Raw genomic sequence first — 14734 nt, forward strand, 5'->3', positions numbered from 1 at the left:
GGCCTTCACTGCACCGGCGCTCCCGTTTCGTAGACCGGCCGGTGCCGGGCTGATGGTCGCTTAACGGTTACGGACGCGAGACGATCCGTCAGAGAGCTTCGCACGCCTCGGCGATGGCGGCGTAGATGCGGTCGAGGTCGGCGTCTTCGATGCAGTAAGGCGGCATCACGTAGACCGTGTTGCCCAGCGGCCTGAGAAGCAGATCCCTGTCCCGGAAATGGGCGAGCAGGCGTGGACCGAGCGCGGACAAGTAGCCGTCCTCTCCCGCGATCTCGAGCGCCGTGATGGTGCCGCTTCGCCGGCAACCCCGAACATTGCGGATGCCCGACAGCGCGTCGAGCCGAGCCTGTTGACGCTTCCCCAGCGACGCGATTCGCTCGGCCACCGGTTCTTCCGCCCAGATCGCCAGATTGGCACGAGCCGCCGCGCAGGCGATCGGATTGGCGGTGTAGCTGGAAGAGTGGAAGAACATCTTCGCGCGATCCGGGCCATAGTGCGCCTGGAAGATCGGCTCGGTGGCCATGGTGACGGCAAGGGGAATGGCGCCCCCGGTCAGCCCTTTCGACAGGCAGAGGATGTCGGGCACCACGCCGGCCTGCTCGCACGCAAGCAATGTTCCGGTCCGCCCCCAGCCCGTCATCACCTCGTCCGCCACGAACAGCACGCCGTGTCGCGTACAGATGGCGCGCATCTCCCGGAGCGTGGAAGGGGCGTAGAAGTGCATGCCGCCAGCGCCCAGCACCAACGGCTCGACGATGAACGCCGCCGCCCCGGCGGCACAGGCCTGTTCCAGGGCGTCGAGACTTGCCTGCTCGCCACCGGGCACGGGGAAGGGGATCGTGCCCACATCGAACAGCAGCGGCTCATAGGCGCTGTTGAACACGCCACGCGCGCCCACCGACATCGCCCCGATGGTATCGCCGTGGTAGCCATGTTCGAGGACGAGGATCCGATGCCGGGCCGGGTCGTGTTCTCGCCAGTAGCCGAGCGCCATCTTGAGCGCGACCTCGACGCTCGTGGAGCCCGAGTCCGAGAAGAATACCCGGGTCAGTTCGCGTGGCATGATGTCGCGCAGGCCCTGGGCCACTGCCTCCGCCGGTTCGTGCGTCCATCCGGCGAAGATGATCTGGTCGAGTTTCTCCGCCTGCTCACGGATCGCGGCAACGATCCGTGGATGGGAATGGCCGTGCGTCGTGACCCACCAGGAGGAGATTGCATCCACGATGCGGCGGCCATCGGCGGTATGAAGCGCCGCCCCTTCTGCACGGGTCACCAGCGGGATAGGCTCGCCGAGCCCATGCTGGGTGAAGGGGTGCCACACGGCCGAGGTCGTCACCGGAAGATCTCCAGATCGAAGTTGCTGTGGAAGGCGGCTTCCAGCGTTTCCCCATTCAGCGGATCCAGCCGGGGAAGGCGGCCGAGGCGGCGCACCTTACCGATCTCGGCCACGATGGCTTCGCTGTCCTCGACCGGCTCCCCGATGAAGGCGACACCCAGGATCGGTACGCCGCGTGCCCGCAGGGCTTCGATCGACAAGAGGCTGTGATTGATGGTGCCGAGGCCCGTGCGGGCGACCAGCACGACCGGCTGGTTCCAGCGGGCGAAGACATCGGCGAACAGCATGGTTCGCGTGACCGGGACAAGCACGCCGCCCGCACCTTCGACGACGAGCGCATCGTCGCCCGCCGGCAGTGCGAGCCTGTCCACCTCGATCGACACTCCGTCGATTTCCGCGGCGAGATGCGGGGAGCAGGGGGTGGCAAGCCGGTAGGCCTCGGGAAGGATGTGCGTCCTAGGCACGCCCAGCGTTTTGACTCGGGCGGCATCGGTGCCGTCCACCAGTCCCGACTGGACGGGTTTCCAATAGCGTGCGCCAAGCGCCGCAGCGAGGCCGGCGGCGAAGACGGTCTTGCCGATGTCGGTGTCGGTACCCGTGACGATGATGGTCTTGCTCATGGCACGACCTCCTGCAGCAGCGCGGCCAGCCGGTCCACATCCTCGGTCGTGACATTGAGGGTGAGGGAGACGCGCAGGCGCGAAGTACCGCGCGGCACCGTCGGTGGGCGGATGCCGCGCACGTCGAAACCATCGGCTTGCAACGCTTCGGCTGCCCGCATGGTGGCGGCATCGTCGCCGATCACCAGAGGGAGGATCTGCGAGCCGGTCGGCTGGACGCCCGCGGGTGCAAGTGCACGTTCCGCGTAGCGCACCAGGTCGTGCAGCCGCTCGCGTCGCTTCGGCTCATCGGCGAGGATATGCAGGCTCTCCCGAACCGCCCGCGCCATAAGGGGGGAGGGGGCCGTGGAGAAGATGAACCCGCGGCCGCGATTGATCAGAAAGTCGCGTACGATCCTCGGCCCGCAGACGAGCGCGCCTTCGCACCCCATCGCCTTCCCGCAAGTGCGCAGCGTGACGACGTTGTCGCGACCTTCCAGGTCTTCGGCAAGACCGCGCCCGACAGCACCGAACACGCCGGTCGCATGCGCCTCGTCGATCAGCAGGATCGCATCCTGCGCGTCCGCCAGCGTCGCGAGCGCCGCCAGCGGCGCCCGGTCACCGTCCATGCTGTAGAGGCTCTCCACCGCGATCCAAGGCGTCCCGGTTCCGCCGCCCTTGCGCCATTCGCGGATGGCCGCCTCTATGGCATCGACCTGGTTGTGTTCGGCCGCGACGCAGGTGGCGCGGCCGAGCCGCATTCCCTCATGCGCGCTCGCGTGTACCAGCGCATCGTAGACGACCAGGTCGCCGCGCTGCGGAAGGGTCGCGAACAGCGCCGCGTTGGCGGCAAAGCCGCTAGCAAAGTAGAGGGCGGCTTCGCTGCCGAAGAAGGCGGCCGCCTCGGCCTCCAGCGCTTCGTGCTCGTCGGAGTTGCCGCGAAGGAGCCGCGACCCACCCGAACCGACTGCTACGCCCTCGGCGAGCGCGGCCGCGACAGCATTCCGCAGGCGAGGCGCGGACGCGAGCGCGAGATAATCGTTGGAGGCGAAGTCGGTGCCCTGACGGGGCAGGAGCCGGCGGATACGATGCTGGTCCGCCAGCTGCGCCAGATCGGCGCGATGGGCTGCAAAGCTCGGCATGGCGGGGGTGTAGCGGCATCGTCTCGCGATGCCACCCCCGCCATGCCGGATGCGCTTAGTGGTTGTCGCGCGGCAGACCCATGGTCTGCGCGATGCGCTGGTACTTCTCGGCACCCTCCAGAATCGCGCCGGTGTTCATCTGGCCGACCACCGAACGCTGGATTTCCTGCCATGGCGTCTGCGAAGCCGGATACTGGTACCCGCCCTCCGCCTCGAGCTTGCGACGACGCTCCGCGAGTTCCTCGTCCGAGATCAGCACGTCGGCCGTACCCTTGTTGAGGTCGATGCGGACGCGGTCACCGGTCTGGATGAGGGCCAGGCCGCCCATCGCCGCCGCCTCGGGCGAGGCGTTCAGGATCGACGGGCTACCGCTGGTGCCCGACTGGCGACCATCGCCGATGCACGGCAGGGCGTGGATGCCCTCGCGGATCAGGTACGCCGGCGGACGCATGTTCACGACCTCGGCCGCACCCGGATAGCCGATCGGGCCGGCGCCGCGCATGAACATCAGCGTCTCCGCCGTGATGTTCACGGACGGATCGTCGATGCGGTGGTGATAGTCCTCCGGCCCGTCGAACACGACCGCCGGACCTTCGAAGGCGTTCGGATCGTTCGGGTTCGAGAGATAGCGCTCGCGGAACTCCTCGCTGATGACGCTGGTCTTCATGATCGCCGCGTCGAACAGGTTGCCCGACAGGACGATGAAGCCGGCTTCTTCCTTCAGCGGCTGGTTGAACGGGCGAATGACCTTTTCGTCCTCGATCTCGACGCCACGGCAGTTCTCGCCGATCGTCTTGCCGTTCACGGTCATGACGTCCTCATGGATCAGGCCCTGATCCATCAGCTGCGAGACCACTGCCGGCACACCACCTGCGCGATAATAATCCTCGCCCAGATATTCGCCCGCTGGCTGCAGGTTCACGAGCAGCGGCACCTTGTGGCCGTGCTCCTGCCAATCGCGGATGTCGAGCTCGACGCCCATGTGGCGGGCGAGCGCAGCCAGGTGGATCGGCGCGTTGGTCGAGCCGCCGATCGCTGAGTTCACGACGATCGCGTTCAAAAACGCCTCGCGCGTCATGACGTCGGACGGCTTCAGGTCCTCGGCCACCATCTCGACGATGCGCTTGCCGGTCTCGTACGCCACTTCCTGACGATCGCGATACGGCGCCGGGATCGCGGCCGAGCCCGGAAGCTGCATGCCGAGCGCCTCGGCGAGCGAGTTCATCGTCGTCGCGGTGCCCATGGTGTTGCAGTAGCCCGTCGACGGTGCCGACGACGCGACCAGCTTGATGAAGCCCGCGTTGTCGATCTCGCCGGCAGCGAGCATCTGGCGCGCCTTCCACACGATGGTGCCCGAACCGGTGCGCTCGCCCTTGTGCCAGCCGTTGAGCATCGGGCCGACCGACAGCGCGATCGCCGGGATGTTCACGGTCGCCGCCGCCATCAGGCAGGCAGGCGTCGTCTTGTCGCAGCCGATCGTCAGCACGACGGCGTCGAGCGGATAGCCGTACAGCACCTCGACCAGCGCCATGTACGCAAGGTTGCGGTCAAGCCCGGCGGTTGGACGCTTGCCGGTTTCCTGGATCGGGTGGACCGGGAACTCGAGCGCGATGCCGCCGGCCTCGCGAATGCCTTCGCGAAGGCGTTCCGCTAGCACCAGGTGGTGGCGGTTGCAGGGCGAGAGGTCGCTGCCGGTCTGGGCGATGCCGATGATCGGCTTGCCCGACTGGAGCTCGGCCTGGCTGAGGCCGAAGTTCATGTACCGCTCGATGTAGAGCGCGGTCATGTCGATATTCTCGGGATTATCGAACCAGGCGCGCGAGCGAAGCTTGTTGGTCGGGGTGGCGGTCATGGGAGGTGTCCGGTCAGCGAGTCGTGGAAAGGCGATAGATCATGACATGCCGATACGGCTTGCCGGGATCCACTCGGGCGGAAACAAAGTCGGGGTGATTGGGCGCGTCCGGAAACTTTTGCGGCTCCAGGGCGATCCCATCCCCCATGCGATACAGGTGACCCTTCTTGCCCAAATAGGTGCCGTCAAGGAAGTTGCCCGTGTAGAACTGGACCCCGGGCTCGGTGGTCAGCACTTCGAGCACGCGACCCGACTGCGGGTCCTCCAGGCGGGCGGCGAGCTCGGGCTTGGCAGTCAGCCCCTTGTCGAGGGCGAAGTTGTGGTCGTAGCCCTGGCCGTAGCGGATCTGCTGGTCATGGCCGTCCCGGATGCCGTCGGCCACCACGCGCGGGCTGCGGAAGTCGAACACCGTACCCGCGACCGGGCGACGCTCGCCGGTGGGGATCAGCTTGGCATCCACGGGCGTATAGGTCGCCGCCGGAACGGTCAGGCGGTGCCCGGTCGCACCCATCGGCGACCCTTCCCCCGCCAGGTTGAAGATGGCGTGATTGGTCATGTTGACGATGGTCGTCTTGCTGGTCTTGCCCTCGAAGGCGATCGTCAGCGAACCCTTGTCATCCAGCGAATAGGTGACGGTCACGTCGAACTGGCCGGGATAGCCGGAATCGCCGTCCGGGCTGCGATGCGCCAGCACGACGCTCGCCACCGGCCCGTTCTTCACGGAAACGACGCGCCAGACCTGCTTGTCGAACCCCTTGCCGCCGCCGTGCAGCGAGTTCGCCGCCTCGTTGAGCGGCAGCTGGAACTTCTTGCCATCCAGCGTGAACGTGCCGCCGGCGATGCGGTTGGCGTAACGGCCCACGGTGACCCCGAAATAGTTCGGATGATCGACATAGTCGGCGAGATCGTCGTAGCCGAGCACCACGTCCGCCTTGTTGCCGTCGCGGTCCGGTGCGATCAGCGACTGCAGCGTCGCACCATAGGTCAGCACGCGCGCGGAGACGCCGTTGGCGCCCACGAGCGTGATCGCTTCAACTGCAGTGCCGTCCTTCAGCGTTCCGGCCGCGGAACGCTGCACCTCCGCCGCGGATGCCGTCCCCGCCGTCAGCGCTGTCGAGGCCGCCGCCACCAGCGCCAGAACAACTCCATCGCTGCCCACCTTCCGCATCGTCCTATCCTTGTGTATCGACGCCGTTGACGCGCCTTTCGGGGCTATATAGTCGGACAAAATTCACCAGGGCAAGCCGCGCAGCAGATGCTGGCGAACAGCGCGACCGCTTCGGCTTCCACACAGGAGACAGGATGCATGGCGTTGCCGCCAACTTCTTCCGTCGCTTCGACAGGTGCGCACCACGCGCCCGGTGGAAGCTACAAGCCCGCGCTGACGCTGCTTGCCAGCCTCTTCTTCATGTGGGGCTTCATCACCGTCATCAACAATACCCTCCTGCCGCATCTCAGGAGCGTGTTCGAACTCGATTACACGCAGACCACGCTGATCGAATCGGTCTGGTTCATCGCGTATTTCGTGGCCTCCATCCCTTCGGCGAAGCTGATCGAGCGGATCGGCTATCAGAAGTCGATCGTTACCGGTCTGGTCATCATGGCAGCCGGTGCGCTGCTGATGGTGCCGGCAGCGCGACTGCCTTCCTATGGCGTCGTGCTCACCGCGCTGTTCATCATCGCCAGCGGGATCACGCTGCTCCAGGTGGCGGCGAACCCGTATGTTGCGGTCATTGGCCCGCCGGAGACCGGGTCGTCGCGCCTGAACCTGGTGCAGGCGTTCAATTCGCTCGGCACTACGCTTGCGCCGCTGTTCGCGGGCTACCTGATCCTGGGCCGTTCGAAGGGCGGCACGGCAGAAGCCGGCGTGACGCTCACGGCAGCTGAGCGCTATGCCGATGCGCAGTCGGTGATCCTGCCGTATCTGATCGTCGCGGCGGTGCTGGTGGTGCTTGCCGTGGTCATCGCGCGCTTCCCGCTTCCCGCGATTGGCCAGGCTACCCAGCGCGTCTCGCGCGAGGAGCGGCGCGGCATGTCGCTTTGGAAGCACCGGAACCTCGTCTGGGGTGTCCCGGCGATCTTCATCTACCTGATCGCGGAAATCGGCGTCGCCAACCTGTTCATCAACTTCGTCTCGCAGCCGGACATCGCGGCGATCACGCACGAGCAGGCATCGCGCTATCTGGCGCTGCTGTGGGGCGGCATGATGGTCGGCCGCTTCGTCGGCAGCTTCGTCATGCAGAAGGTGCCCGCCGACAAGGTTCTGGCGTTCTTCGCGGTCGGCGCGTTCATCGTGATGCTGCTTGCGACCTTCACCAGCGGCCATGCGGCGATGTGGTCGCTGATCGCGGTGGGCCTGTTCCACTCGATCATGTTCCCGACGATCTTCACGCTGGGCATCAAGGGCCTGGGTCCGCTCACCGAAGAAGGCTCGGGCCTGCTCATCATGGCGATCGCTGGGGGTGCGCTGGTGGTGGTGCAGGGCTGGCTGGCGGATACAGTCGGGCTGCAGACCTCGTTCCTGCTGACCGCCGCTTGCGAACTCTACATCCTGTTCTACGCGCTGTGGGGCTCCAAGCCGACGCACGCGCTGCCGGAGCGCGAGGTGATCGGGTAATCTCGCCGGCAAGGCACGACGAGGGCGTCTCCGCTACTGCGGGGGCGCCCTTTTCGTATCACTCCATGGCGTGGCGCGTGTCCTCGAGCGCCAGGTCGACCAGTGCGCGCATCGCCGCACCGGCTGCCTCCGCATCGCCCGCCGCAATGCCGTCGTAGACGCGGATGTGGTCCGGCAGGGGATCGCGGGGCAGGGCGCGGGAGCGTTGCTTGAACTGGGTGGTCCAGTTCACCGCCGCGCCGATGCTGGCGCTCAGGACGACCAGCGCGTCGTTCCGCGTGGCGCGGAGGATCGCGTCGTGGAAATCGCGATCTGCGGCCAGCCCAGCTTCCGTCGCCAGCGTGTGCCGCCGCATGGCCGCCAGCGCGTCTTTCATCGCCTTCAGGTCGGCGCGGTCGCGCCGTTCGGCCGCCAGGCGTGCAGCTGCGGGCTCGACGATCGCCCGCAGTTCGAACAGGCTGCGGATGAACTGGATGTCCGGACTGCCTGCGAAAGCCCAGGCGACGACATCCGGATCCAGGAGGTTCCAGCGGTTGCGCGGCAGAACGCGGGTGCCCGCCTTGGGGCGGCTCTCTACCAGCCCCTTTGCCGTCAGCACCTGCACCGCCTCGCGATAGGCGCTGCGGGAAACGTCCAGCGCCTCCGAGAAGGCGATCTCCCCCGAAAGGGTGTCGCCCGGCGCATATTCGCCTGAGACGATCGCTAGGCCCAGCTTGTGGGCGATCGCGCCGCGCAGCCGGCGCCCGGTGCCTCGCGGCTGTCGCGTCGGCGTCGTTGCACTCTCCGGCGCATCAGCCTCGCCCTTCGCTTTGGTCATCCCTATCTCCCCCGCTAAGGCTGTGGTCGCGTTTTGAATGCCGAACGAACGATTGCCAAGCCGGCACCGCTTTAATATGTCCGAGTAAATAAGGAGCCACCCCATGACCAACGACACCGCAACCCTCAACCGGGCGAGTGACGCCGGCTTTCGTTCGATCTCGGCCGACACGGGCGAACCCTTTGGAGAGCCGTTTGCCGTTCATGGTCCGGCCGACGTGGACGCCGCATGCGCCGCGGCGGAAGCAGCGTTCGACGCGTATCGCTCCACGGACCGTGAGACGCGCGCCGCGTTCCTGGAAAAGATCGGCGAAGAGATCCTGGCGATCGGCGACGAACTGATTGAAACGGCGATGCGCGAGAGCGGCCTGCCGCGCGCGCGCCTGGAGGGTGAGCGCGGCCGTACCGTCGGCCAGCTCAAGATGTTCGCCGGTGTCGTCCGCAAGGGTGGCTGGCTTGGCCTGCGCATCGATCCGGCGCTTCCGGAGCGTCAGCCGCTGCCGCGTCCGGATCTGCGCCTGCGCATGATCCCGCTCGGCCCGGTCGCGGTGTTCGGTGCCTCGAACTTCCCGCTCGCGTTCTCGACTGCTGGTGGCGACACCGCCTCGGCGCTCGCCGCCGGTTGCCCGGTCGTTGTGAAGGGCCACCCGGCGCATCCGGCGACGGGCGCGCTGGTCGCAGAGGCTATCCGTCGCGCGGTCGCCGCCTCCGGCCTGCCGGAAGGCGTGTTCTCGCACCTGGTCGGCCCCGGTAACGAACTCGGGTCGCAGCTGGTGCAGGACCCGCGCATCACCGCAGTGGGCTTCACCGGCTCGCGTGGCGGTGGCCTGGCGCTGATGAAGCTTGCACAGGCGCGCGAAGTGCCGATCCCGGTCTATGCCGAGATGTCGAGCATCAACCCCGTTCTGCTGATGCCGGAAGCGCTCAAGGCGCGCGGCGCGGCACTGGGTACGGCCTTCGTCGGCTCGCTGACAATGGGCGCGGGTCAGTTCTGCACGAACCCGGGCCTGTTGCTCGCGATCGAAGGCGAGGGGCTGGATGCATTCGTCGAAGCGGCGAAGACCGCGCTCGTCGAGGCAGGCGCCAGCACCATGCTGACGCCGGGCATCCACAAAGCGTATTCGGAGAGCGTCGAGAACCTTGCGTCGCATGCGCAGGTCGAGACGGTCGCGCGTGGCAAGGTGGGCGAGGGCGTGACCCAGGGTCAGGCCGCGTTCTTCTCGACCACGGCGGAGGCATTCCTGGCCGACAAGGCGCTGGGGCATGAGGTGTTCGGCGCCTCGTCGATCCTGGTACGTTGCCGCAACGAGGAAGAGCTGCGCCAGGTGCTCGTGGCCGCCGAGGGACAGCTCACCGCCACGCTGCACATGGACGCGGGCGACGCGGAGCTTGCGGCGCGCATGGTGCCGGTGCTGGAGCGCAAGGCAGGCCGTATCCTCGCCAACGGTTGGCCGACGGGCGTCGAAGTGACGCACGCGATGGTCCATGGCGGTCCGTTCCCGTCGACCTCCGACGGTCGCACGACCTCGGTCGGTAGCCTGGCGATCGACCGCTTCCTGCGGCCGGTGTCGTACCAGAACCTGCTGCCGGAGCTGCTGCCCGCAGATCTTCGCGACGGGGCGCAGGCAGGCCTGCCGCGTCTGATCGACGGCCAGCTCCACAACGATTGATCAATCCCGGCGACCGCAAACGCGGCGTTCAACTGGGGAGGAATTAGGATGACGTTGCGTTTGTTGCAGCATCGGGCGCCGGACGGCACGCGATCGGTGATCGCGGCCCAGGGCGACCGGGCGGCATTCGTGCCGGGGGTCGATAGTGTGCGGGCGCTCGCAGCCCGCGCCATCGCCGATGGCACCAGCCTGGCGGATGCGGTCGCCGCATGCGGGGAGGGGGCTACCGTCGACCTCGCCGCGGAGTTTGAGGCCGGTCACCTGATCGCGCCGGTCGACCATGAGGATCCGGCGCACGTCGTGATGACGGGCACCGGCCTCACGCACCTCGGCTCGGCCGAAGGGCGCGACAAGATGCACCGCGAGGCGGCCGCCGTCGAAAAGCAGACGGACTCCATGCGGATGTTCCTGGAAGGCGTCGAGGGCGGCAAGCCCGCAGCAGGCCAGGTCGGCCAGCAGCCGGAGTGGTTCTACAAGGGCGACGGATCCCAGCTGGTCGCCCCGGGCGCTCCGCTGTCGATGCCCGCCTTCGCCCAGGACGGCGGCGAAGAGCCGGAGCTTGCCGGCATCTACCTGATCGGTCCGGACGGTACGCCGTTCCGCTTGGGTCTCTGCCTCGCCAACGAGTTCAGCGACCATGTGACCGAGCGTCATAACTACCTGTGGCTCGCGCACTCGAAGCTGCGCCAGGCGTCGCTTGGGCCGGAGATTGTCGTCGGCACGCCGCCGTCGGACGTGCGCGGCAGCAGCCGCATCCTTCGCGACGGTGAGGTCCTTTGGGAAAAGCCGTTCCTGTCGGGTGAGGACAACATGTCCCACAGCCTGGCAAACCTGGAGGCGCATCACTTCAAATACGCGCTGTTCCGTCGTCCCGGCGACATCCACATCCACTTCTTCGGGACGGCCACGCTGTCGTTCACCGACGGCGTGAAGACGGAAACCGGCGACGTGTTCGAGATCGAAGCGGCGCCGTTCACGCTGCCGCTGCGAAACCCGCTCGCCCGCGACGCCGAGGCGCCGGTGACCGTTCGCGCACTCTGATCCAGCCTGCCCGGCCTCCGCGCCATCGCGGGGCCGGGCAGCCACTGCCGATCGCCCAAAGGGCTTGCAGTCCGGGCGGTCAGCAGCGACGAGGGATGCAGCCCGCGCGGTATCGGTCGCGCCCTTGCACAGGATCCTTCAATGGTCGTCACGGACATCGCAACCCGCACGTACGACCATAATTTTCGGCTCGACCCGATCGTCCGCAGCCTGCTCGACACGGACTTCTACAAGCTGCTGATGCTGCAGATGATCCGGCACGTGCATCCGGACGTCGACGCGACCTTTTCCGTAATCAATCGCACCCACTCGGTGCGCCTCGCGGAGGTGATCGACGAAGGGGAGCTGCGCGCGCAGCTAGACCATGCTCGCACCATTCGCTTCGCGAAGAAGGAGTTGATCTGGCTCGCGGGCAACAGCTTCTACGGCACGGCACGGATGTTCAGCCCGGATTTCATCCGCTGGCTGGCCGATTTCCAGCTGCCGCCCTATGTGCTGGAAAAGCACGACGGCCAGTATGCCCTGCATTTCGAAGGCCCTTGGACCCACACCACGATGTGGGAGATCCCGGCGCTGACCATCATCAACGAACTCCGCGCCCGAGCCGCCATGCGCGACAAGGGGCGGTTCGCCCTCGACGTGCTCTATGCTCGCGCCAAGGCGAAGCTCTGGCAGAAGGTCGAGCGGCTGCGCGCGCTCCCCGACCTAGTTCTTTCCGACTTCGGAACCCGCCGTCGCCATGGCTTTCTTTGGCAACGCTGGTGCGTCGACGCTCTCAAGGAGGGACTCGGCGACCGGTTCATCGGTACGTCCAACGTGTTGCTGGCGATGGATGCCGACCTGGAGGCGATCGGAACCAACGCGCACGAGCTTCCCATGGTGGAGGCAGCCTTGTCAGACAGCAATGCGGAACTCGCCGGAGCGCCCTACCGCGTCCTTGAGCAATGGCGGCAGCATTATGGGGGCAACCTGCTGGTGGCCCTGCCGGACGCGTTCGGAACGACCGCGTTTCTGGCGAACGCACCTGCCTGGGTAGCGGACTGGACAGGCTTCCGCCCCGACAGCGCGCCTCCGATCGCGGCCGGGGAGCAGATCATCTCGTGGTGGCAACGCCACGGCGTCGATCCGCGCAGCAAGTTGCTGATCTTCTCGGACGGCATGGACGTGGACACGATCGAGCAGGTGTATGGCCACTTTCACGGCCGCGTGCGGATGAGCTTTGGCTGGGGCACCAACCTCACCAACGACTTCCGGGATTGCGATCCCGATGGCGCCCACGGGCTCGAGCCGATCTCGCTTGTGTGCAAGGTCACGCGAGTAAACGGGCGCCCCGCGGTGAAGCTCTCCGACAATCCCGAGAAGGCGACCGGGGAACCGGACGAAATCGCGCGCTACCTGCGCGTATTCGGCGGGGCGGACCGCGTCGCAAGCGCGGTGGAGGTCTAGGCTCGGGCGCTGAGCCGTCCGCGTGCCGGACCCTCGGTGGAGGGAGCCGGCACGCGTGGCATCCTATTGCGCTTGCACCGTCTTCGAAGGCGCGATCTGGCCCGACGGCCCTTCTTTGCTCATCTGCTTCGCGTGGTGGATGTTGTATCCCACGAAGATAATCGCCCAGATCGCCGCGATGATCAGCAGGATGATCGCGAGGCGCCGGAGGGGCGGTCCTTTTCGAGGATCGGGCGGCACGGGCATGATGAAGTCCTTCGGATCGGTAGGCGCAGGGGCGAGGCTTAGTGGCTGGCGTCCTCGCCGGCGGCGCGCAGATCGACAAAGGTGCGCATCACCTTCGGGATACCGCCGATCACGAACGAAGCCATCGACTGCTCTTCAGCCAGCGACTGCTCGAGCAGCGCGGTGACGCTGCCGAAACCGCCGTCTTCGGCCAGGGTGATCAGGCCGGTGTAGCTTGCGATTTCGAAGTTCTCGAACGCGAAGTTCGCAAAGCTGTTCTTGATGATCTCGTCGCCAGCCACCGTATGGCTGAGCGCTGCCAGGTTGCCCGAAATGCTGAGACCCAGATCCTTGAGGCTGGAATGGCTTTCTCCGAGATCGGCAAGGATTTGCTCGACGCGGGAGATCTGCTGCTCGGTCTCGGCCCGGTGGCTGCGCAGCCGGGCTTCGATCTCGGGATAATGCGCGAGACGATCGAGCTGACGGTCGATCAGCGCCAGAGCCTGATGCTCGACTGCGTGCACGTCGCGCAGGCCGGTGATGAACAGCGGACGGATGATCTCATTGACAGTTGCCATGGGCGTCTCCTCTCGGTTGCGCCTTCAAAGCGCGCGGGAGGAAGGAGAGGTTCCCTGGACCTGGGGCGAGTATGGTGCCGGGGAGCGTCGGAGCCCAGCAACGCGGACGATGGCGTCAGGCGCGGGCGAGAAGCGGAAGTGGCCGGGCGAACTCGATCCGGTTCCGACCCAAGGCCTTGGCCGAATAGAGCGCGCGGTCCGCGGCAGAAAGCAGGCTGGGCAGGTCCGAGCCATCGGCGCCCAGTTCCGCCAGCCCGACGCTCACGGTTGCACGGATGTTGCCGCTCTCGCCGTGGACGGTGCCGGCAAAGCGTCGCGCTACCGCTTCGCCGATCTCGCTTGCCCGACTGCCGTTCTGTCCGGGCAGCAGCGCCGCAAATTCCTCGCCGCCCAACCGCACCAGCAGGGTCCTGCTCCCGATCGTTTCCTGCGCGATCGCGGCAAAGGACTTGAGGACCTCGTCCCCGGCAGCGTGACCATATCGATCATTGATGGACTTGAAGTGGTCCAGGTCAAAGGCGAGCAGCGAGGCGCACGTGCTTTCGGTCAGTATGGCGGCCCCGTCCTCGAAGAAGCGCTGCCGGTTGCCGAGCCCCGTGAGGAAGTCGGTGCGCGAAATCGCAAGGAGCTTGCCCTGCGCCTCTTCGCGGACGAGCGCCAGCAGCGCCATGGGCATCGCCATCGAGTAGAGCACGCCCTCGTACAGGGTCGCTTCCGCCAGCGACGGTAGGATGTCGTCGCCATAGATGCCTGTCAGCACCGGAAGGACGAGCGCTCGGAACGCGTAGAAGAGACCATGTCCTCCTGCGATCGCGACGGGGATTGGCAGCGATCGGAGCGACCGCAGCGTGTGGCTGCGCGCGAGCCGGCATGCGGTCAGCCCGCAAACCAGGGCAATCGGCAGCGCGGAGCAATAGTTCCAGAAGATCGATCGGGCGCCCGAACCGACGCTTGCCCATGCGACAGCGACGAACAGCAGAAGCGCCACGGACTTGCGCGCGTAGCGATGCCCGTCCAGTCGCCCTACGCCGTTCAGGACCAGCAGATATCCCGACAGGATGACGAGGTTGCTGAGCGCCCACCCTGTAGCACCCGGGAGATGGGTTCGCCCGATCGCGAGCCCGCACCCGACCGCCAGAACCGCGTACCCCGCAGCCCAGGTGCCGAGTTCGGCAGACCGCTCCACCCGAGCCTGTCGCTCCCAAAGGGTCATCCCCGCGCCGACGAGCAACGTGCCGATCGCCAGACCGTAAAGGGTGAGAAGGTCCAATTGCATCTCGATACAGCCCCCTAAAGGCTGCAATAGCGCAATCGAGATGAAATTTCCACGCTCGTGGAACCGGATGGCCGCTGCCGCGTTTCCCGCGCCCTCCAGATTGTTGCCGCCGTACATCGTGGCGGAGAGGGTGTCC

General features: G+C 66.6%; 13 protein-coding genes. 4 read left to right on the plus strand and 9 right to left on the minus strand.

Translation table 11 applies throughout. The annotated features are described in order from the left end of the window. Window positions 1-88 precede the first annotated feature (88 nt). From EDF69_RS10145 to EDF69_RS10165, 5 genes are read right to left on the minus strand one after another with little or no spacing between them, the layout of a single operon-like run. On the minus strand, window positions 89-1336 hold the full coding sequence (locus EDF69_RS10145) for an adenosylmethionine--8-amino-7-oxononanoate transaminase (RefSeq protein ID WP_132883776.1): 1248 nt from the start codon (window positions 1334-1336) through the stop codon (window positions 89-91). Further along, window positions 1333-1956, minus strand: coding sequence for a dethiobiotin synthase (gene bioD, locus EDF69_RS10150; protein ID WP_132883777.1), 624 nt, complete (start codon window positions 1954-1956; stop codon window positions 1333-1335). Before bioD ends, EDF69_RS10145 begins: the two co-directional genes overlap by 4 nt. Continuing rightward, a complete protein-coding gene (locus EDF69_RS10155) occupies window positions 1953-3077 on the minus strand; it encodes an 8-amino-7-oxononanoate synthase (RefSeq protein ID WP_132883778.1) in 1125 nt (374 codons plus the stop codon). Before EDF69_RS10155 ends, bioD begins: the two co-directional genes overlap by 4 nt. A 55-nt stretch (window positions 3078-3132) precedes the next feature. After that, on the minus strand, window positions 3133-4929 hold the full coding sequence (locus EDF69_RS10160; RefSeq protein ID WP_125959669.1) for an IlvD/Edd family dehydratase: 1797 nt from the start codon (window positions 4927-4929) through the stop codon (window positions 3133-3135). Window positions 4930-4942: 13 nt separating this feature from the next. Then, window positions 4943-6097, minus strand: coding sequence for an aldose epimerase family protein (locus tag EDF69_RS10165; RefSeq protein WP_132883779.1), 1155 nt, complete (start codon window positions 6095-6097; stop codon window positions 4943-4945). A gap of 138 nt (window positions 6098-6235) precedes the next feature. Between EDF69_RS10165 and EDF69_RS10170 the strand changes: the two genes are divergently transcribed. Then, the gene (locus EDF69_RS10170) at window positions 6236-7546 is read left to right on the plus strand and encodes a sugar MFS transporter (RefSeq protein WP_132883780.1); all 1311 of its coding nucleotides are present in this window, start codon (window positions 6236-6238) and stop codon (window positions 7544-7546) included. Between the two features lie 58 nt (window positions 7547-7604). Here the strand turns inward: EDF69_RS10170 and EDF69_RS10175 are convergent, their stop codons facing one another. Then, window positions 7605-8363, minus strand: coding sequence for a FadR/GntR family transcriptional regulator (locus EDF69_RS10175; protein WP_132883781.1), 759 nt, complete (start codon window positions 8361-8363; stop codon window positions 7605-7607). A gap of 103 nt (window positions 8364-8466) precedes the next feature. Between EDF69_RS10175 and EDF69_RS10180 the strand changes: the two genes are divergently transcribed. The 3 genes from EDF69_RS10180 to pncB all read left to right on the plus strand — a co-directional run bounded on the left by EDF69_RS10180 (window position 8467) and on the right by pncB (window position 12519). Next, window positions 8467-10032 carry an aldehyde dehydrogenase (NADP(+)) gene (locus tag EDF69_RS10180; RefSeq protein WP_132883782.1) on the plus strand — a complete coding sequence of 522 codons (1566 nt, stop codon included), beginning with the start codon at window positions 8467-8469 and terminating at the stop codon, window positions 10030-10032. A gap of 48 nt (window positions 10033-10080) precedes the next feature. Then, a complete protein-coding gene (gene araD1, locus EDF69_RS10185) occupies window positions 10081-11073 on the plus strand; it encodes an AraD1 family protein (RefSeq protein WP_132883783.1) in 993 nt (330 codons plus the stop codon). A gap of 141 nt (window positions 11074-11214) precedes the next feature. Then, window positions 11215-12519 (plus strand): nicotinate phosphoribosyltransferase, encoded by a 1305-nt coding sequence (pncB, locus tag EDF69_RS10190; RefSeq protein ID WP_132883784.1) that lies wholly within the window; start codon window positions 11215-11217, stop codon window positions 12517-12519. Window positions 12520-12582: 63 nt separating this feature from the next. Here pncB and EDF69_RS10195 read toward each other — a convergent pair whose 3' ends face one another. The 3 genes from EDF69_RS10195 to EDF69_RS10205 form a co-directional block, all read right to left on the minus strand. Further along, on the minus strand, window positions 12583-12765 hold the full coding sequence (locus tag EDF69_RS10195) for a hypothetical protein (protein ID WP_132883785.1): 183 nt from the start codon (window positions 12763-12765) through the stop codon (window positions 12583-12585). A 38-nt stretch (window positions 12766-12803) separates the two neighbouring features. After that, complete coding sequence (locus EDF69_RS10200; protein ID WP_132883786.1) at window positions 12804-13322, minus strand: ferritin-like domain-containing protein; 519 nt, start codon at window positions 13320-13322, stop codon at window positions 12804-12806. Between the two features lie 115 nt (window positions 13323-13437). Then, window positions 13438-14715 carry a GGDEF domain-containing protein gene (locus EDF69_RS10205; RefSeq protein ID WP_239555423.1) on the minus strand — a complete coding sequence of 426 codons (1278 nt, stop codon included), beginning with the start codon at window positions 14713-14715 and terminating at the stop codon, window positions 13438-13440. Between the last annotated feature and the right edge of the window lie 19 nt (window positions 14716-14734).

Origin of the sequence: Sphingomonas sp. JUb134, from assembly GCF_004341505.2 — a bacterium.
Lineage (GTDB): Bacteria > Pseudomonadota > Alphaproteobacteria > Sphingomonadales > Sphingomonadaceae > Sphingomonas.

Excerpts from the sequence above, each read along its gene's own strand:
- EDF69_RS10205 (WP_239555423.1), bottom strand. The coding sequence starts at position 14,715 with ATGTACGGCGGCAACAATCTGGAGGGCGCGGGAAACGCGGCAGCGGCC.
- EDF69_RS10155 (WP_132883778.1), bottom strand. The coding sequence starts at position 3,077 with ATGCCGAGCTTTGCAGCCCATCGCGCCGATCTGGCGCAGCTGGCGGAC.
- EDF69_RS10160 (WP_125959669.1), bottom strand. The coding sequence starts at position 4,929 with ATGACCGCCACCCCGACCAACAAGCTTCGCTCGCGCGCCTGGTTCGAT.
- bioD (WP_132883777.1), bottom strand. The coding sequence starts at position 1,956 with ATGAGCAAGACCATCATCGTCACGGGTACCGACACCGACATCGGCAAG.
- EDF69_RS10170 (WP_132883780.1), top strand. The coding sequence starts at position 6,236 with ATGGCGTTGCCGCCAACTTCTTCCGTCGCTTCGACAGGTGCGCACCAC.
- EDF69_RS10175 (WP_132883781.1), bottom strand. The coding sequence starts at position 8,363 with ATGACCAAAGCGAAGGGCGAGGCTGATGCGCCGGAGAGTGCAACGACG.
- EDF69_RS10165 (WP_132883779.1), bottom strand. The coding sequence starts at position 6,097 with ATGCGGAAGGTGGGCAGCGATGGAGTTGTTCTGGCGCTGGTGGCGGCG.
- pncB (WP_132883784.1), top strand. The coding sequence starts at position 11,215 with ATGGTCGTCACGGACATCGCAACCCGCACGTACGACCATAATTTTCGG.
- EDF69_RS10200 (WP_132883786.1), bottom strand. The coding sequence starts at position 13,322 with ATGGCAACTGTCAATGAGATCATCCGTCCGCTGTTCATCACCGGCCTG.
- EDF69_RS10180 (WP_132883782.1), top strand. The coding sequence starts at position 8,467 with ATGACCAACGACACCGCAACCCTCAACCGGGCGAGTGACGCCGGCTTT.
- EDF69_RS10195 (WP_132883785.1), bottom strand. The coding sequence starts at position 12,765 with ATGCCCGTGCCGCCCGATCCTCGAAAAGGACCGCCCCTCCGGCGCCTC.
- araD1 (WP_132883783.1), top strand. The coding sequence starts at position 10,081 with ATGACGTTGCGTTTGTTGCAGCATCGGGCGCCGGACGGCACGCGATCG.